This is a genomic window from Aquamicrobium soli (genome assembly GCF_042646345.1).
GTDB classification, from domain to species: domain Bacteria; phylum Pseudomonadota; class Alphaproteobacteria; order Rhizobiales; family Rhizobiaceae; genus Mesorhizobium; species Mesorhizobium soli_A.
Genome location: NZ_JBHRTK010000015.1, coordinates 40128 through 58138, shown reverse-complemented (window position 1 = coordinate 58138; position 18011 = coordinate 40128). Strand labels below are relative to the sequence as shown.

Below are 18011 nucleotides of genomic sequence, written 5' to 3'. Positions count from 1 at the left end.
GGCCTTTCACCTGACAGTTCGGGTATATGCGTCAACACTCTTTACCAGTTAAGAATTGCCGGGCGCTGTTTCATCGTTCAAAAACGACTCGCCTCGAACCATTATAGGGCCTGGCCGTGGGGAGGAAGCGTCATCGCCGCAACGGCGACAGGCTGCTGACAGGTCGCGCGGGCAGAAAAGCAGGAGTGCCGCTTGGCGAAGGTAAGCGACGAATCAAGGCCGGTCTGCTTGGTCACCGGCGGCGCCCTCCGGCTGGGCGCGGCCATTGCCACCCATCTGGCGGCGCTCTTCGACCTTGCGATCCACTACCGCTCCTCGGGGGAGGATGCCGAACAACTTGCGCGCGCCCTGCTTCGCGAAGGCGGTCGGGCGGAAATCTTTCGGGCCGACCTTGCCGATCCTGCGCAAGCGGCCGGCCTCATCCCGGAAATCGTGCAGCGACTCGGCCGCGTCGACCTGGTCGTCAGCAGCGCCTCCCTGTTCGACTACGACAACCCGGCCGATTTCTCGACCGACGCCATGCTGAAAAGCCTCGCCGTCAACCTCGTCGCGCCGATGACGCTGGGGCGGGAACTGGCCCGCGCCGGCACGCCGCAGGCGACCCTGGTCCACATGCTGGACAGCAAGGTGTTTTCGCCCAATCCGGACTTTTTCAGCTACAGCCTCGCCAAGATGGCCCTGAAGAGCGCGATCGACATGCAGGCCATGCAGTTTCGTGGCCGGGTCCGGGTCTGCGGCATCGCCCCCAGCGTCACCTTGATCAGCGGCGACCAGACGCCGGAGAATTTCGAGAAAAGCTGGCGTCATACGCTGACGGGCAGCGGGCCGACGCCACAGGACATCGCCGGCGCGGTCGAATTCATCTGGAACACCCGCTCGCTCAACGGCTCGATCCTGACGCTGGACGGCGGCCAGCACCTGATGGGGCTGCAGCGCGACGTCGCCTTCGTGGTGGAATGACAATGAAGATCACCCAGCGGACCGTCATCGTGCGCGACCTCGAGCTGACGATCAGCATCGGGGTCCACGACCACGAGAAGAAAGCACCGCAGCGACTGATCGTCAGCGTGGAGGCGACGCTGGAAGGCGAAGGCGAAGCGGCCGACGCCATCGCCGCCACGCTCGACTACGACAAGATCTGCGACTTCATCCGCGCGATCGGCCGCGAGGACCATATCGAACTGCAGGAAACGGTCGCGCGGCGGATACTCGCCTTCGTCCTGGCCATGCCGGGGGTCGATTCCGCCCTCGTGGAGACCCGCAAGCCCGACATTTTCAAGGACTGCGCCTTCGTCGGAACCCGCTTCTTCGGCACCAAGGGCTAGACTCGCCTCAATTGCGACCATCATCGCAAGAAACCTTCAATTAATACGGCTAAATAGCGGCAAAGGCGTTTCGAACGGCGTTTTTGGCCTTCCCAGTGGGCGGCTGAAAACGCCGCAAAACCCCGGTGTTCCAAGCGATTGAGCGCATTTCTGTTGCTTATGGGCAACGCCCGATTTCTGCCACATCGCTGCCAAGGAATGACCTGCTTTCAGGTTCGCTTCGGCCGCATTTCGACACGACATTTGGAACCGATGAGCGGCCAGACTGTTTTTCCTCCCGGACGAGTGGGGGCGCTCACAAACCAGCCTGTGTATCCTGGCTCAAGGAGTAGGAATAAATGAAAGCCAATCTGAAATTTGCGCGGCCGCTCGCGGCGGCCCTTGGGCTCATCGCCTTCGCCGGCGTCCCCGCGTTCGCTGCTGACGTCGTGTCGGAAGAGCCGCCGGCGCCCGCGCCCGTCGCTGAGCTGCCGGTAGCCTCCTGGGCCGGTCCTTATGCCGGTATCAACCTCGGCTACGGCTTCAGCGGCCGCACCCGTATCCCCAACGGCGGCCCGGACATCAAGACCGACGGCTTCATCGGCGGCGCCTTTGCCGGCTACAACTGGCAGTCGGACAACTTCGTCTACGGCCTCGAAGGCGACCTCGGCTATAATGGCGTCAAGGGCTCGTCGGGCGGCATCAAGTCGAAGTCGGGCTTCGAGGGCTCGATCCGCGCCCGTCTCGGCTACGCCGTGACGCCGGAAATCCTGCTCTACGGCACCGCCGGCGGCGCTGGCAAGAACGTGAAGGTAAGCGTTCCCGGCGACAGCGAGAGCAAGGGCATGTTCGGTTGGACCGCTGGTGTCGGCACCGACATCAAGCTGACGGACAACGTGTTCGGCCGCGTCGAGTACCGCTACACCGACTACGGTTCCAAGACGTTCGACAACGTCGCCGGCAAGGTCAAGGAACGCGACAACCGCGTGACCTTCGGCATCGGTATGAAGTTCTGATCGAACCGATCACTTTACATGAAAGGCCGGGCAGCGATGCCCGGCCTTTTTTCTTGCCTTCGTTTTTCCTGCCTGCGGCTCAGGCCGGGGCGTAGGCCTTGAGTTCGGGGAACTTTTCGTCAAAGCGCGCCACCCAGCGCACCAGCCGGCTGCGCCCCTTCTCCCACTTTCCGGCAAAGCGCAGCGCCAGGTAGCCGAGGCAGGCGCGCAAGGCGATCTGGCCGACCGTTATCTTCTTCGGCAGTTTCGGCGGATTGGCGTTCAGGAGATCGAGCGCGGCCGTCATCTTGGTCCACTGCCCATCCAGCCAAGGCTGGAAGACCATGCCTTCCGGCCGCAACCGCTGCTCGTAGACCATCGACAGCGCGCAATCGCAGATGCCGTCGGCCAACGCTTCCAGCACCTCGGCCTCGGTACGCTTGTCGGGGTTGCGCGGAAACAGCGCATTCTTCGATTCGCGGTTGAGATGCTGGGTGATGGCGCGGCTGTCGAAAATGCTGCGCCCGTCATCGAGCAGCAGCGTCGGGATCTTGCCCAGGGGGTTGGCCGAAACCAGCACGGCCGGCCGTTCCGACGTCTGGACAGAAACGGCCTCGATGGCGATGCCGGCATAGGCCGCAGCCATGCGCACCTTGGCGCTGTAGGGAGAGGCGGAAGAGTAGAGCAGCTTGGGCATTGCGGTTTCCTGTTGTTTCGAAGGGATGGTTCGGTCCTGAAATGACGGCGCAAACGATTCGCCAGGCGGATAAGCCTACCCGCCACGGACGGGAGGCATCACCACCGTCCGTCGTTTGCAATCGCGGCGGTCGATTTCGGGGCACCTGCGGAAGGCAAGCTGCCGGGTCATGCAGATGCGGACCTCGCGCAGGAGGCGCCGGTCACAGGTAACGGCGATGCCGTCGGCCGGCAAGCCGGGATTGTCCTCGAGAAAAGCGGCCTCGGCCTCATTCGGCGACAGCGTGCGATAGCTGTCGAGCCGACGGAACTGCGCGGGAATCACGACCCTTTCGCGCGCCGCCCGCAGCACGTCGAAATAGTCGCCCTGCGAAAGGCCGCTGCAACTGCCATGCGTCTTCCATTCGTGGCGGATCAGGCCGGCCGACGGCATGATGTCGAAAAGGCCCCGCAGAGTGCGGTCGGGAACGTTTCGCTGATCGGTAGCACAGTCCTGTGGATAGCCGCGCTCGAACTGCGGCCACAGACCGTGAACCACGAAGGCGTAAGGCCGCGCCGTCCCGCATTGCTGGCGATTGGCATCGGCGCCTTCGGCCTCGCAATAGCTGGGCGACCACGAAAGCGACAGGACGTAGAAATCGAAGCCGCTGCCCTGCGCGACAAAAGCGGCCCGGCCCGGCACCGCCGGCTGGACCTTGCCCGCCGCCTGCGTCGCGGCCGGTTCATCCTTGGCCTCGTTTTCGTCGCCGGACGGAGCGCAACCGGCCAGCAGCGCGCCGCCAAGCGCCAGCCCGAGCACCGGCCCACAAACCAGCATTCGCCACCGGCGTGGCCAGCACGTCATGGCGCCGCGCTCTGTCAGCGCAGGACGCGGCAGCGGCCGTTATAGACCATCCAGCGATCGAAGCCGGCGACGCAGAATTCGACATTGTTGCCGACCGAGGCAAACCCCTGCCCTTCCTCGATCAGGTACCAGATCGGGCGGCTCTGGCCATCCGACAGCGCCACCGTGGCGCCGCAATAGCGGCGGCCGATCGGCCATTGCTCGCTGGCCGGCAGGTAGCGATTCTCGCGGATACGCTGGAAGTCGACGATCGCGACGTCCGGCAGGTTCGGCACGTTGTGCACCTGGTAGCGGAAGCGGCTGGTGATCCGGTTGAGGACCCAGGGCTGTGCGCAGACCCCGCTGTCGCTGCCGTAGTCGACATAGCCCGGCAGGTCGGCCGCGAACGCGGTCGGCGCGGTGACGATCGGCGTCGAAATCCCGATCAGCGCGGCAAGAACGGAAGCAAGAAAGCGACTCATGATGATGATCTCTTTGGGAGCAGGCTGTGCAGTTTGCGGTCTAGGCGCGCCGCGGTCAAGCGGCCGTGCAATCAGGCGTTTTCGCCGGCCAGCCATTCAACCGCCCAGCGCGCGGGTTGTTCCACCGCCAGCTGCCGAAGCAGCGCCGGCAGCAGCGTCTCGAGCTCCTTTTCCAGCGTGAACGGCGGGTTCACCACCACCAGGCCGCTGCCGTCCAGGCTGGCGACCGACGACGGCGGCCGGATTTCGAAGGCGATGTCGAGTATCTTGGCAATGCCCGATTCGGCAAGGTCGCGCCTGAACCGCGAGACCGCCACCCGGTCCTTGATCGGGTACCACAGCGCATAGATGCCGCCCGGCCAGCGCTGGTGCGCCCGGGCCAGCCCCTTGACCAGCCGGCCGAACTCGCCCTCCTCCTCGAACGGCGGATCGACCAGCACCAGCCCGCGCTTTTCCTTCGGCGGCAGGTGTGCGCCCAGCGCCAGCCAGCCGTCCAGTTCGATGACCCGCGCCTGGTAGTCGCCCTCGAACCGCGTTTTCAGCAATGCCGCATCCTTGGGATGCAGTTCGATCGCCGAAAGCCGGTCCTGCTTGCGCAACAGGTGCCGGGCGATCAGCGGCGAACCCGGATAGCTGCGCAGCGCGCCCTCGCCGCCGACGGCGCGAACCGCTTCAAGGTATGGCGCCAGCAATACTGCCGCCTGCGGCTCCAGTTCGGCGCCGATCAACTTGCCGATCCCGCCTTTCCATTCGCCGGTTTTCTGCGCTTCCTGCGAGGAAAGATCGTAAAGACCGATGCCGGCATGGGTATCGATGACGCGGAAGGCCTTTTCCTTCAGCTTCAGGTACTCGATCAGCCGCGCCAGCACCGCGTGCTTGACGACATCGGCGAAATTGCCGGCATGATAGGCGTGGCGGTAGTTCACGCCTTGCGCTCCCAGCGCCGGTCGGCGCCCTGCTGCCAGTAGGTGACGTCATGGCCCGACGCCTTCATCGCCTTCCAGTGCCCGCGCGCCGCCTGCAATTGTTCGGCGTCGTGGCCGTCGAACAGGAACACTGCCCGTTCGTAGCCGGTAAGGTCCGGCGGCACCGCGCCATCGACCAGGAAGCGGATGTCGGCCCCGTTGGCGTTGGCCTCGCCCGTCGTCAGCAGCACCGGCTGTTCGGTGGCGTATGGCTCGCGGTCGGTGCCGTGGGCGAGGAAGGAATCGTCGCGAAATATCCACAGGTGCTGGTCGAGCGCATCGCGCCGTTCCTCGCTTCCGGTCTGCACCACGGCGCGCCAGCCGCGCCCGACGCTGCGCTCCAGAAGGCCGGGCAGCGCCTCTTCCAGCGTCGATTCCGTCAGGTGGTAGAACAGGACCTCGGCCAATTCAGCGCTCGTAATGATCGCGGACTAGGCGGTCGAGCAAGCGCACGCCGAAGCCCGAAGCCCAGGACTGGTTGATCTCGGTGGCGGGCGCGGCGATCGCGGTCCCGGCAATGTCGAGATGCGCCCACGGTGTTTCCTTGACGAAACGCTTCAGGAACTGCGCGGCGGTGATGGCGCCGCCCTGGCGGCCGCCGACATTCTTCATGTCGGCGTTCTTCGAATCGATCAGTTTGTCGTAGTCCGGCCCCATCGGCAGGCGCCACACGCGCTCCTGCGTCGAAAGCCCGGCCTCGACCAGTTGCCCGGCCAATTCGTCGTCATTGGAGAAAAGCCCGGCATGGTACGCGCCGAGCGCCACCATCACCGCACCGGTCAAAGTCGCCAGGTTGACCATGAATTTCGGCCCGAACCGCTCGTTGCAGTACCACAGAGCATCGGCCAGCACGAGGCGGCCTTCCGCGTCGGTGTTCATCACCTCGACGGTCTGGCCCGACATCGAGGTGACGATATCGCCGGGGCGCTGGGCATGGCCGTCGACGGCGTTTTCCACCAGCCCGATGACACCGACGACATTGACCTTGGCCTTGCGGGCGGCGAGCGCGTGCATCAACCCGGTCACCGCGGCAGCCCCGCCCATGTCGCCCTTCATGTCCTCCATGCCGGCGGCCGACTTGATCGAATTGCCGCCCGTATCGAAGGTCACCCCCTTGCCGACGAAAGCGATCGGCTTGTCCCCGGTCCTGCCGCCGGTCCACCGCATGACCGCGAGGCGCGCGCCGCGCGGAGACCCCTGGGCAACGCCGAGAAGCAGCCCCATGCCGAGCTTGCGCATCTCCTTTTCGGCCAGGATCTCGACCTTGACGCCCAGCGCCTCCAGTTCCCTGGCGCGCTCGGCGAATTCCACCGGGCCGAGCACGTTGGCCGGTTCGTTGACGAGGTCGCGGGCCAGGAACACGCCATCGGCCACCGCCGCTGCCTCGGCAAAGGCCTTGCGCGCCTTGGCCGGATCGGCGCACTGGATGGTTACCTTGGCCGGCTTCTTCGCCTCCTCGGCGGAATCGTCGTCCTTGCGGGCTTTCTTGTATTTGTCGAAGCGGTAGCTGCGCAAAACAAGGCCTGCCGCCAGGTCCGCCGCCTGCGCGGGGCCGATGGAAAGGCCCGGCGCGTCGAGCACCACCGTCGCCTCCGTGGCCTTGCGCAGCGAGGCGGCAATGGCGCCGCCGAGCCTCAGCCACGCATATTCATCGAGCGCAGCCGTCTTGCCGGTTCCCACGCCGACCAACCGGTCGCAGGCAACCCCTTCGGGAGCGAGAACTTCCACAATGCCGCCCAACTTCCCAGAAAATCCGGCCGCCGGCGCGGCGCGGCGAAGCACGCCCGCCGGGTCGGCTGCAGCCGCCACCTCGCCCGTCTCGCCGTCCTCGCCAAGTAGGACGAAGACGGCGCCTTTCGCCGGGGCGGCGAATTTGGCGAAGGCGATGGTCGGGCGGGAAGACATGAGGCTGGCTTTCGAGAATGGCGAAATGACGCGCAACATTTCGTCGTTTTGTGCCTTTTAGCAACCCTCGCGCGGCAAATCGGCCATCGGCGCTTCTTTGTCGCAGGGCCGCTCGCGCCTGTCGCCGGCCCCCGGTTTTTGCCGTAACGCTCCGTTTACCATTCGCCTTTGCGGTTTCTTATCCACTCTTCCCGACAATTGGACAGGCCGGGGCAGGCGTGGACAACCGAAACATGAGCAACCCTGTTGTGTGTGCCTCGTGGGGCAGATATTTTGTCCACGGGCATGATGCCGGTCGAAAGCAGCCGAGAACCAGTCTGAATGAAGGTCGTCGAACGCTACATCATGCGGCGCGCTTTCGCGCTTTTCATGGGCACGCTCCTGTGGACGCTGACGATCGTATGGACCACGCAGGTCCTGGCGCGCATCGACCTGGTCACCGACAGCGGCCAGTCCGCCCTCACCTTCTTCAAGGTCGCCTCGCTCATCATTCCGCAGATCATCCCGATCGTCGTGCCGTTCGCGCTGGTGGTCGCCGTCGCCCAGACGCTGAGCACCATGAATGCCGATTCCGAGCTGGTGGTCATCAGCGCCGCCGGCGCTTCGCGCATGACCGTGGTGCGGCCGATCCTACTTCTGGCGCTGGGGGCAAGCATCTTCTGCTTCGTCGTCCACAACGGCATCGACCCCTATGCCCGCCAGAAGAATCGCGAGCTGGTGGCGTCGGCGCGCGCCGACTTCCTGTCGCTGATCATCCAGGAGGGAACGTTCCGCAAGATCGAGGACGGCCTGTTCGTCCAGGTCGGCGAGCGCTTTTCCGACAACCGGCTGGGCGGCGTCTTCGTGGCCGATTCGCGCAATGAAGGGGTCGACTTGATCTACTACGCCAAGACCGGCGCGATCCTGGAGCGCGACGGCAAGCAGGTGCTTCTGATGAATGACGGCGTCGTCCAGCGCAAGGTGCCCTCGGGCGACGTGTCAGTCGTGCGCTTCACCTCCTACGTGTTCGACCTGTCCGCCTTTGCCTCGGACGCCGGCCAGGCCAAGCTCCTGCCCAAGGACCAGACGACCCAGTACCTCCTCGATCCCGACGCCAACGACCCGATCTACAAGCAGTCGCCCAATCTTTACCAGACCGAGCTCAACAAGCGCTTCTCCGACTGGCTGTTCCCCATCGCCTTCGCGCTGATTGCGCTCGCCGTCGCCGGCGATCCCAAGTCGCACCGGGAAGCGCGCGTCCATCCCCTGATCACCGCGATCACCATCTGCCTGTTCGTCCGCTGGCTGGCCTTCTTCGCCGAGGGCGAATCCAAGGGTACCCCCGTCTTCGGCTACTTCATGTTCGCGGTCCCGATCCTGGCGTCCGTGGTCGCCATCCTGTTCATCCGCGCCCAGAAGACGATGGAACTGCCGATGAACTGGATCGACGCCGGCATGGCGCTCGGCCGCCGCCTGCTCCACCGGCTGGCCCCGCGCACGCAGGGAGCCGCGTGATGGGCTGGACGCTGGGCCGCTATTTCTTCTTCCGCTACGCCACGATCACGCTGTGGTTCTTCCTCGGCATCTTCGCGCTGGTGTTCCTGATCGACTTCACGGAGCTGACCAGCCGGACCGCGCGGCTGCCGGGCTTCACCTATTTCACGGTGCTGACGATCTCGGCGATGCGCATACCGATGATCATGCTCCAGACCGTGCCCTTCATCGGCCTGTTCGCCGCGATGGCGATGCTGGTTTCCCTGAACCGCAAATACGAGCTGGTCATTGCCCGCTCGGCCGGCATATCGGCGTGGCAGTTCCTGCTGCCGGCCTGCATCGGCGCGCTGTTGTTCGGCGTACTGTCGGTTGCCGTGCTCAACCCGATCGCGGCCTACGGCTTCTCCCTCTCCGACCAGATGGAAAGCGCACTGCGCTCCGGCAAGTCCAACGCCATTTCGGCCAATGCGGCGCCATGGCTCCGCCAGAAGACGGCTTCCAGCGACACCATCATCGGCGCCCATGCGGTCCTGAACCAAGGCCTCGAAATGGCCGACGCCTCGTTCTTCGTCCTCGATCCGCAGGGCGACATCGTCGAGCGCAAGGACGCCAAGCATGTCTACCTGCGCGACGGCTACTGGGAACTGCGCGACGTCCGCATCTTTCGCGAGGGACAGGCTGTCGAAACCAGGGACAGCGACCGCGTCGACACCAATCTCAAGCCGGAATTCGTGCAGGAACGGCTGGCGATGCCGGAAACGATCCCCTTCTACGAATTGCCGCAGAAGATAGACGTTGCCCGCTCGTTCGGGCTCAGGGCAAATGCCTTCGCCATGCAATTCGATTCGCTGATGGCGCTTCCTTTCCTGCTCGTCGCCATGACGCTGATCGCGGCCACGGTTTCGATGCGCTTCGCGAGGATGGGGCAGTCGGCGATAATGATTTTAGGTGGCATCGTCGCGGGCTTTCTGCTTTATGTCGTGACGGTTCTCGTCAAGGCATTTGGAATTGCCGGATTCGTGCCGACTGTCGTGGCCGCCTGGTTTCCTGTCGTCGTGGCAATGTTTTTTGGGGTGACGTTCCTGCTGTACAAGGAAGACGGCTAGTGGAAGGGGATGTTTTGCGTAGCCGTAGGACAGCGCGTTTGGCGCGCCTTTACGGGGCGACGGCCTTGGCGTGCCTATTTTCGTGCGCCTTTCCGATGCTGCCGGCCCAGGCGCAGGACCTCGCCGAACTGGCGGCGACCAAGGTCAATCCCAACGCGCAGATGCTGCTCGAGGCCGACACGCTGGTCTATGACAACGACCGGCAGACGGTGACGGCCGTCGGCGGCGTCCAGATCGACTATGACGGCAACCGCCTCGTCGCCCAGCGCGTCACTTACGACCGCAAGACCAAGCGCCTGGTGGCCAGCGGCAACGTCCAGCTCGTCAACAGCGACGGCACCAAGGTCTATTCCGACCACGCCGACATCACCGACGACTTCGGCAACGGCTTCGTCAACGCGCTGCGCGTCGAAACGGTGGACAAGACCTACATGGCCGCCGAAAGCGCCGAGCGCATGGGCGGCGTGCTGACCACTTTCCACAACGGCGTCTACACCGCGTGCGCGCCCTGCGAGGACAAGCCGGACACGGCGCCGATCTGGCGCATCAAGGCGCGCAAGGTGATCTGGAACGGCGAGCGGAAGACGATCCGTTTCGAGGAATCGAATTTCGAGTTCTTCGGCTTCCCGATCGCCTACCTGCCCGCCTTCGAGATCGCGGACCCGACGGTGAAGCGCAAGAGCGGCTTCCTGATGCCGGGCATCAGCTACAACAACAAGCTCGGCGTCGGCGTCTCGATCCCCTATTACCTGGCGCTGGCCCCGACCTATGACCTGACCGCCAAGAGCACCTACTTCTCCCGGCAGGGCTTCCTCGGCGAGGCGGAATGGCGCCAGCGCTTCGACAACGGCGAGTACAGCCTGAAGGTCGCCGGCATGCGCCAGGCCGATCCGGGCGCGTTCGCCCGCGACACCGTCGACAGGGGCTTTGCGGGCGACGCCAACAAGACCCGGGGCATGATGGGCACCAAGGGCCAGTTCGCGATCAATTCGCGCTGGAACTTCGGCTGGGACATTCTCGTCCAGAGCGACAAGAACTTCGCCCACACCTACAGCATCGACGGCTACGACCAGAAGGTCCACCGCTCCGAGGTCTACCTTACCGGTCTCAACGACCGTAACTATTTCGACCTGCGCGCCATGCATTTCGAGGTGCAGGAAGACGCCTTCAACAGCGACCCCAAGGCGCGCGCCAAGGAACAGCCCTGGGTCCTGCCCAGCCTCGACTACGCCTATATCCCCGATACGCCGCTGGCCGGCGGGCAATTGAGCTTCAACCTCAATTCGCGGGTAATCCACCGTAACGACCTCGACCGCGCGTTCAACGAACCGTACGACGACACCACGCCGGTCCAGCGCGTGCCCGGCATCGAAGGCGAGTCCGGACGGCTGACCGGCGAAGCCGAATGGAAGCGGACCTTCATCACCGATGGCGGGCTGGTGATCACGCCGCTGCTCGCCTTCCAGGCCGACGCCAACTACGTCAATGCCTCGGCCGGTTCGCTCGCCGCGATCAACGACATGGCCGGCAACCCGAATATCCAGTCGCTTCATCCCGGCGTCACCGCCGACGATCGTTCCTCCTTTGCCCGCTTCATGGCGACCGCCGGGCTGGAATTGCGCTATCCGATCCTGTTCTCCATGGCCGGCTCCAGCCACATCCTCGAGCCTGTGGTGCAGACCTTCGTGCGCCCCAACGAGCGCTATGTCGGCGGCCTCGGCATTCCCAACGAGGATGCGCAAAGTTTCGTCTTCGACGCCACGACGCTGTTCGACCGCGACAAGTTCTCGGGCTACGACCGCATCGAAGGCGGCACCCGCGTCAATGTCGGCCTGCGTTATTCGGGCAGCTACGAAAACGGCTGGACGACCAACGCCATCTTCGGCCAATCCTACCAGGTGGCGGGGGAAAATTCCTTCGCCTCGCCCGATCTGGTCAATGCCGGCGCCTTTTCCGGCTTGGAAACCAATACGTCCGATTTCGTCGCGCTCGCCGGCTTTGCCAGCCCCAACGGCTTCTCGGCCTCCGTCAGCGGCCGCTTCGACGAGAAGAGCTTCGAGGCCCGGCGCGCCGAGGTCAAGGCCGCCTATGCCAGCACGCCGGTGACGCTCACCTCCAGCTACACCTTCATCCAGAAGCAGGAGCCTTACGGCTTCGACAAGGATCGCCACGAGGTATCGCTCGGCGCCAGCACGCGCCTCAGCGAGCATTGGCGGCTGTTCGGGTCGGGCACCTACGATATTGAAAACAGCTTCATGGCCCGCAAGGGCATCGGATTTTCCTATGCCGACGAGTGCTTTACCTATCTGATGACGTTTTCCGAAACACGCTCCAGCCGCACTGCGGAAAGATCGCAGAACATCGGATTCAATATTTCATTCCGTACCCTCGGTGACTTCGGCGGGGCGAAGGACAACGTTATCGATCAGTGATGCCGCAGCGCGGCGACACGGTTTTGCCTCATAGGGCTGGCAAGGGTCATCCGTTTTGAAAAGACCCGTTACTGGTGGAATTGGACGCTTTCGATGAGGAAATACCTGTTTTCGGCAGGATTGGCATTTTTGGTCATGGCAACGCCGGTCCTTGTTGCCACTATGGCGCCGCCTGCTTTCGCCGATACGATCAAGTATATCGTCAACGATGTGCCGATCACGACGGGTGACATCAAGCACCGCGCCGCCTTCCTGCGCCTGCAGCGCAAGAAGGGCGACGCCGCCAACGAGATGATCGAGCAGACGCTGCGGCTCGCCGAGGCGAAGCGCCTCGGCATCCGCGTCAGCGATGCCCAGGTCGACGAGGCCTATGCGCGCTTTGCCTCCTCGAACAAGATGCAGCTCAAGCAGCTCGACGGCATCATGGCCCAGTCGGGCGTGACGAAGGAGCATTTCAAGGCCTTCATCCGCTCGCAGATGGCCTGGAACCAGGCCTTGGGCGCCCGCCAGCGCGCCGAGCAGGGCTCGGGCGGCACCAGCGAGCAGGAGATGGTCCGGCGCATGCTGGAAAAGGGCGGCAGCAAGCCCAGTGCCACCGAATACATGCTCCAGCAGGTCATTTTCGTCGTTCCCGCCGCCGAGCGCCGGTCCTCGATGGCCAAGCGCAAGCGCGAGGCCGAAGCCCTGCGCAGCCGCTTCAACGGCTGCGACAGCACCCGCCAGTTCGCCAAGGGTCTGCTCGACGTCACCGTCCGTGACCTCGGCCGCGTGCTCGCGCCGCAACTGCCGCCCGAATGGGCCGAGCAGATCAAGAGCACCAAGGTCGGCGGTGCGACCAGCGTGCGCGAAACCGAGCGCGGCGTGGAGTTCATCGGCATCTGCTCCTCGCGCCAGGTTTCCGACGACAAGGTGGCGCAGTTGATGTTCGACACCGACGGCGGCAAAGGCGGCGACGACAAGGCGGACGCGCTCAGCGCCAAGTATCTTGGCGAGCTGAAGGCCAAGGCCCGCATCGTCAAGCGCTGAAGCAAGCATCATGGCCGCCGCCCCACCCCCGGTTCCGCTGGCGCTGAGCGTCGGCGATCCTTCCGGCGTCGGCCCCGAAACGGCGATCGCCGCATGGCAGAACCGCAAGCGTGACGGCGTCCCGGCCTTCTACCTGCTGGCCGACCCGGCCGTTGTTGCCGCGCGGGCGCGGCTGGTCGGCGCCGAGGTCGAGATCGAACAGACGACGCCGGCCGATGCGCCCGCCGTGTTCGGACGGGCGCTGCCGGTGGTGCCGCTCGCCGCCCGCTTTACCGACCTGCCGGGCGAACCGGACAAGGCCAACGCGGCCGGCATCGTCGAGGCCATCGACCGCGCCGTGGAAGACTGCTTTTCCGGCAAGGCCGCCGCCATGGTCACCTGCCCCATCGCCAAGAAGCCGCTCTACGACGCCGGCTTCCGCTTTCCCGGCCACACCGAATACCTGGCGCATCTGGCCTTTCGCCGCACCGGGGTAGAGGCGATGCCGGTAATGCTCCTGGCGGGACCCGACCTGCGCACGGTGCCGGTCACCATTCATATCCCGCTCGCCGAAGTGCCATTGGTATTGACCAGCGAGTTGATCGTCGCGACCGGTCGCATCACCGCCAGGGACATGAAGGACCGATTCGGGCTGGAAAAGCCTCGGCTGGCCGTCTCCGGCCTCAATCCGCATGCTGGCGAAGGCGGTGCGATGGGCAGGGAGGACGAGGCCATCGTGCGCCCGGCGGTCGAGGCGCTGCGCGCGGAAGGCATCGACGCCTTCGGTCCACTGCCGGCCGACACCATGTTCCATCCGCGCGCCCGCGCCGGTTACGACGTCGCCCTGTGCATGTACCACGACCAGGCGCTGATCCCGGCCAAGACGCTCGCCTTCGACGAGGGGGTCAATGCGACGCTCGGCCTGCCCTTCATCCGCACCTCGCCCGACCACGGCACCGCCTTCGGCATCGCCGGCAAGGGCATCGCCAGGCCCGACAGCCTGATTTCGGCGCTGAAACTCGCCCGCCAATTGGCGGACAACCGGGCGAGCGCGGCGTGAGCATCGACGGCCTGCCGCCGCTGCGCGAAGTGATCGAACGCCATGGCCTCCAGGCCAAAAAGGCGCTTGGCCAGAACTTTCTGCTCGACCTCAACCTGACCGGCAAGATCGCGCGCAGCGCGGGCGACCTGTCGCAGACCACCGTGATCGAGGTCGGCCCCGGCCCCGGCGGCCTAACCCGGGCGCTCCTGTTCAACGGCGCCCGCCGCGTCGTCGCCATCGAGCGCGACGAGCGCTGCCTTTCGGCGCTGGCGGAGATTTCGGACCACTATCCGGGCCGGCTCGAGGTCATCTCAGGCGACGCCCTGAAGGCCGACTTTTCGGCCCTCGCCACCGGCGATACGACGAAAATCGTCGCCAACCTGCCCTATAATGTCGGCACCGAACTGCTGGTGCGCTGGCTCACCGTCGGGCAATGGCCGCCTTTCTATGCCTCGATGACGCTGATGTTCCAGCGCGAGGTGGCCGAGCGGATCGTAGCGAAACCCGGCAGCAGCGCCTATGGCCGGCTCGGCGTGCTGGCCGGCTGGCGCACCGAAGCCACGATCGCCTTCGACGTGCCGCCGCAGGCGTTCACGCCGCCGCCGAAGGTAACCTCCTCGGTGGTGCATCTGGTGCCGCGCGCCGCACCGCTTCCTGCCGACGTGAACCGGCTGGCGCGCGTGACCGAAGCCGCCTTCGGCCAACGCCGCAAGATGCTGCGCCAAAGCATCAAGAGCCTTGGCGGCGAGGCATTGCTGAACAAGGTCGGCATCGACCCGACACGGCGTGCCGAGACGCTGGGCGTCGAGGAATTCGTGGCACTCGCCAACGCCGGTACTGCCTGACGCCCGTCGCGATCTTTCAGGTTCGCACTGCGCGGTACGCATCCTTGATTTGCCGCATGTCCTTATCCCAAACCGGTACCCGCTTTTGGGAGGCATGCATCAGCGCGCCAGCGCCAGCAGCGCGTCACAGTCGAGATGCGTTTCAAGCTCGCCGGCAATCTCGTCCATGGCCCGCTCGACCTCGGCGCGATAATCGACGCCGCCACCGCTGACGCCAAGGCTTTCCAGGAATCTCGCGCGAAAGGCGTCGGCTGAAAACAACCCGTGCAGATAGGTTCCGGACACCTTGCCATCGGCCGAGACAGCCCCGTCGTCGATGCCTTCGATCACCGCGACCGGCCGCTTCGTGTCCGGCCCGGTAGTACGGCCGAGATGGATTTCGTAGCCCTCCAGGCCGACGCCGAAGCGGACCGAGCGGGCGGACACGTTGCGCACCGTCTTTTCCGGCTCCATCACCGTTTCCACGTCGAGCAGGCCGAGGCCCTGCGCTTCGGTCACGCTGCCCTCGATCCCATGCGGATCGCGCACCACGCGCCCCAGCATCTGGAAGCCGCCGCAGATGCCCACGACATGGCCGCCGCGCCGCACATGGGCGGCAAGGTCGCGGTCCCAACCCTGCTCGCGAAACTGGGCAAGGTCGCCGATGGTCGATTTCGAGCCGGGAATGACCACCAGCCCGACGTCATGCGGCAACGCCCGGCCGGGCGGCACGAACACCACCTCGACCTGCGGCTCAGCCTTGAGCGGGTCGAGGTCGTCGAAATTGGCGATGCGCGACAGCATCGGCACCGCGACCTTGAGCTGGCGCTTTTGCCCGTCGGCCAGCCGTTCCAGCACCACTGCGTCCTCCGAGGGTAGCCGCGCCGCCGCCTTCAGCCACGGCACCACGCCGAAACAGGGCCAACCGGTGAAGCGTTCCACCGCCGCGAGCCCGTCATCGAACAATGAGACGTCGCCGCGAAACTTGTTGACGAGATAGCCGGCGATCATGCGCCGGTCTTCTTCCGGCAGGATCAGGTGCGTGCCCGCCAGCGAGGCGATCACCCCGCCCCGGTCGATGTCGCCAACCAGCACCACCGGCACGCCGGCGCGCGTGGCAAAGCCCATATTGGCGATGTCGCGGTCGCGCAGGTTGATCTCGGCCGGCGAGCCCGCGCCCTCGACCACCACCAGGTCGGCGCCTTCCTGCACCTTGGCCCACGAATCCAGCACCGCATCGAGCAGGCCGGCGCGCAGTTGCTGGTAGTCGCGCGCCTCGGCCTGCCCGAACACCCTGCCCTGCACGATGATCTGCGAGCCGATGTCGGTCTGCGGCTTCAGGAGCACCGGGTTCATGTGGACGCTCGGCTTCGCCCTGCAGGCGAGCGCCTGCAGCCAGGTTCCGCGGCCGATCTCGCCGCCCTCTCCCGGCGCGCCGGGGATTTCGGCGACGGCGGCGTTGTTCGACATGTTCTGCGGCTTGAACGGCCGCACCTTCAGGCCGCGGTTCCTCGCCACACGGCACAGGCCTGCGACCAGCACCGTCTTGCCGACATCCGATCCCGTGCCTTGCAGCATGATCGCCTTGGCCATCGCCTTGCTCCCGCATGGCCGCGCCTTGCCCCTTCGACGGGGTTGCGCGGCGGCCTCATTGGTCTAAATTACCGGCCACGCATAGCCAAACCTTCGGCCCGGTAACAGGCTGAAACCGTCAGCGAGGACGTCATGGACGCCATAGTCGATGCGGCCGCCGCTCAATTCGAATTGAACGACGACCAGCGTGCCATCCAGGAAATGGCGCAGGCCTTCGCGGCCGACCGCGTGGAGCCGAACGCGCTCGCCTGGGACCGCGACCATCATTTCCCCGCCGACGTGATCCGCGAAACGGGGCCGCTCGGCCTGGGCGGCATCTATGTGCGCGACGATGTCGGCGGCTCGGCGCTGGGCCGGCTCGACGCGGTGCTTGTCTTCGAGGCGCTTTCCCACGCCTGCCCAGCCTTTTCCTCCTTCATCTCGATCCACAACATGGCCGCCTCGATGATCGACCGCTACGGCAGCGAGGAGCAGCGCCAGCGCTTCCTGCCGAGGCTGACGTCGATGGAGTGGCTGGCGAGCTACTGCCTGACCGAGCCCGGCTCCGGTTCCGACGCGGCGGCGCTGAAGACGCGCGCGGTGAAGGACGGCGACCACTATGTACTGAACGGCGCCAAGCAGTTCATTTCCGGCGCCGGCGACAGCGACCTGTACGTGGTCATGGCGCGCACCGGCGCGGAAGGCCCCAAGGGCATTTCCACGCTAGTCGTGCCGAAGGATGCGCCGGGGCTCTCCTTCGGTGCGCAGGAACACAAGATGGGCTGGCACATGCAGTCCACCCGCCAGGTCATCTTCGAGGATTGCCGGGTTCCGGCCGAAAACCTGCTTTCCAGCGAAGGCGCCGGCTTTTCCATCGCCATGGCGGGCCTCGACGGCGGCCGTCTCAACATCGCCGCCTGCTCGCTGGGCGGTGCGCAGTCGGCGCTCGACAAGGCGCTGACCTACACCTCCGAGCGCAAGGCCTTCGGCAAGACCATAGACCAGTTCCAGGCCCTGCAGTTCCGGCTGGCCGACATGGAAACCGAGTTGCAGGCGTCCCGCGTCTTCCTCTACGCCGCCGCCTCGAAGCTCGACCGCAAGGCGCCCGACGCCTCGAAATGGTCGGCCATGGCCAAGCGCTTCGTCACCGACACCGGCTTCCGCGTCGCCAACGACGCGCTGCAACTGTTCGGCGGCTACGGCTACCTGCACGATTACGGCGTCGAGAAACTGGTGCGCGACCTGCGCGTCCACCAGATCCTCGAAGGCACCAACGAGATCATGCGCCTGATCGTGGCGCGCCACATGATTGGAAGGCAGTAAGGGAATACGGGATTGAGGAGTGGAGAGCCGAGACCCGCTGCTCCCCTCATCCCCTATTCCCTTA

Annotated in this window: 17 protein-coding genes; 10 read left to right on the top strand and 7 right to left on the bottom strand. The window is 65.3% G+C overall.

Annotated features, from left to right (window positions below; genetic code table 11):
* The first annotated feature begins 192 nt into the window (after positions 1-192).
* From ACFOHJ_RS15795 to ACFOHJ_RS15785, 3 genes are all read left to right on the top strand, one after another.
* Positions 193-960, top strand: a complete 768-nt coding sequence (locus tag ACFOHJ_RS15795; RefSeq protein ID WP_378222079.1) for an SDR family oxidoreductase — start codon at positions 193-195, stop codon at positions 958-960.
* Between the two features lie 2 nt (positions 961-962).
* The gene (locus ACFOHJ_RS15790; RefSeq protein WP_378222078.1) at positions 963-1325 is read left to right on the top strand and encodes a dihydroneopterin aldolase; all 363 of its coding nucleotides are present in this window, start codon (positions 963-965) and stop codon (positions 1323-1325) included.
* Positions 1326-1663: 338 nt separating this feature from the next.
* Complete coding sequence (locus tag ACFOHJ_RS15785; protein WP_378222077.1) at positions 1664-2320, top strand: outer membrane protein; 657 nt, start codon at positions 1664-1666, stop codon at positions 2318-2320.
* Positions 2321-2399: 79 nt separating this feature from the next.
* Here the strand turns inward: ACFOHJ_RS15785 and ACFOHJ_RS15780 are convergent, their stop codons facing one another.
* From ACFOHJ_RS15780 to ACFOHJ_RS15755, 6 genes are all read right to left on the bottom strand, one after another.
* Positions 2400-2996, bottom strand: coding sequence for a glutathione S-transferase (locus tag ACFOHJ_RS15780; RefSeq protein WP_378222075.1), 597 nt, complete (start codon positions 2994-2996; stop codon positions 2400-2402).
* A 75-nt stretch (positions 2997-3071) separates the two neighbouring features.
* The gene (locus ACFOHJ_RS15775; RefSeq protein ID WP_378222074.1) at positions 3072-3812 is read right to left on the bottom strand and encodes a ribonuclease T2 family protein; all 741 of its coding nucleotides are present in this window, start codon (positions 3810-3812) and stop codon (positions 3072-3074) included.
* A gap of 41 nt (positions 3813-3853) precedes the next feature.
* Positions 3854-4300 (bottom strand): hypothetical protein, encoded by a 447-nt coding sequence (locus ACFOHJ_RS15770; RefSeq protein WP_378222072.1) that lies wholly within the window; start codon positions 4298-4300, stop codon positions 3854-3856.
* 71 nt (positions 4301-4371) lie between these two features.
* The gene (locus tag ACFOHJ_RS15765) at positions 4372-5226 is read right to left on the bottom strand and encodes a 23S rRNA (adenine(2030)-N(6))-methyltransferase RlmJ (RefSeq protein ID WP_378222070.1); all 855 of its coding nucleotides are present in this window, start codon (positions 5224-5226) and stop codon (positions 4372-4374) included.
* Positions 5223-5672, bottom strand: a complete 450-nt coding sequence (locus ACFOHJ_RS15760; RefSeq protein ID WP_378222069.1) for a DNA polymerase III subunit chi — start codon at positions 5670-5672, stop codon at positions 5223-5225. The genes ACFOHJ_RS15765 and ACFOHJ_RS15760 overlap by 4 nt, the downstream gene beginning before the upstream one ends.
* A 1-nt stretch (position 5673) precedes the next feature.
* Entirely contained in the window at positions 5674-7170 is a 1497-nt protein-coding gene (locus tag ACFOHJ_RS15755) for a leucyl aminopeptidase (protein ID WP_378222068.1), read from the bottom strand.
* A 321-nt stretch (positions 7171-7491) separates the two neighbouring features.
* Between ACFOHJ_RS15755 and lptF the strand changes: the two genes are divergently transcribed.
* The 6 genes from lptF to rsmA all read left to right on the top strand — a co-directional run bounded on the left by lptF (position 7492) and on the right by rsmA (position 15073).
* Positions 7492-8664, top strand: coding sequence for an LPS export ABC transporter permease LptF (gene lptF, locus ACFOHJ_RS15750; RefSeq protein ID WP_378222066.1), 1173 nt, complete (start codon positions 7492-7494; stop codon positions 8662-8664).
* A complete protein-coding gene (gene lptG, locus ACFOHJ_RS15745) occupies positions 8661-9749 on the top strand; it encodes an LPS export ABC transporter permease LptG (protein WP_378222065.1) in 1089 nt (362 codons plus the stop codon). Before lptF ends, lptG begins: the two co-directional genes overlap by 4 nt.
* A 95-nt stretch (positions 9750-9844) precedes the next feature.
* Positions 9845-12181, top strand: coding sequence for an LPS-assembly protein LptD (locus tag ACFOHJ_RS15740; protein WP_378222064.1), 2337 nt, complete (start codon positions 9845-9847; stop codon positions 12179-12181).
* A 93-nt stretch (positions 12182-12274) separates the two neighbouring features.
* Positions 12275-13207, top strand: a complete 933-nt coding sequence (locus ACFOHJ_RS15735) for a peptidylprolyl isomerase (RefSeq protein WP_378222063.1) — start codon at positions 12275-12277, stop codon at positions 13205-13207.
* Positions 13208-13217: 10 nt separating this feature from the next.
* A complete protein-coding gene (gene pdxA / locus ACFOHJ_RS15730) occupies positions 13218-14246 on the top strand; it encodes a 4-hydroxythreonine-4-phosphate dehydrogenase PdxA (protein WP_378222062.1) in 1029 nt (342 codons plus the stop codon).
* Entirely contained in the window at positions 14243-15073 is an 831-nt protein-coding gene (gene rsmA, locus ACFOHJ_RS15725) for a 16S rRNA (adenine(1518)-N(6)/adenine(1519)-N(6))-dimethyltransferase RsmA (protein WP_378222060.1), read from the top strand. Before pdxA ends, rsmA begins: the two co-directional genes overlap by 4 nt.
* Positions 15074-15172: 99 nt before the next feature.
* On the opposite strand, the gene ACFOHJ_RS15720 is transcribed toward rsmA, so the two are convergent.
* Entirely contained in the window at positions 15173-16645 is a 1473-nt protein-coding gene (locus ACFOHJ_RS15720; RefSeq protein ID WP_378222058.1) for a cobyric acid synthase, read from the bottom strand.
* 132 nt (positions 16646-16777) lie between these two features.
* Between ACFOHJ_RS15720 and ACFOHJ_RS15715 the strand changes: the two genes are divergently transcribed.
* Positions 16778-17947, top strand: a complete 1170-nt coding sequence (locus ACFOHJ_RS15715; protein ID WP_378222056.1) for an isobutyryl-CoA dehydrogenase — start codon at positions 16778-16780, stop codon at positions 17945-17947.
* Positions 17948-18011 lie beyond the last annotated feature (64 nt).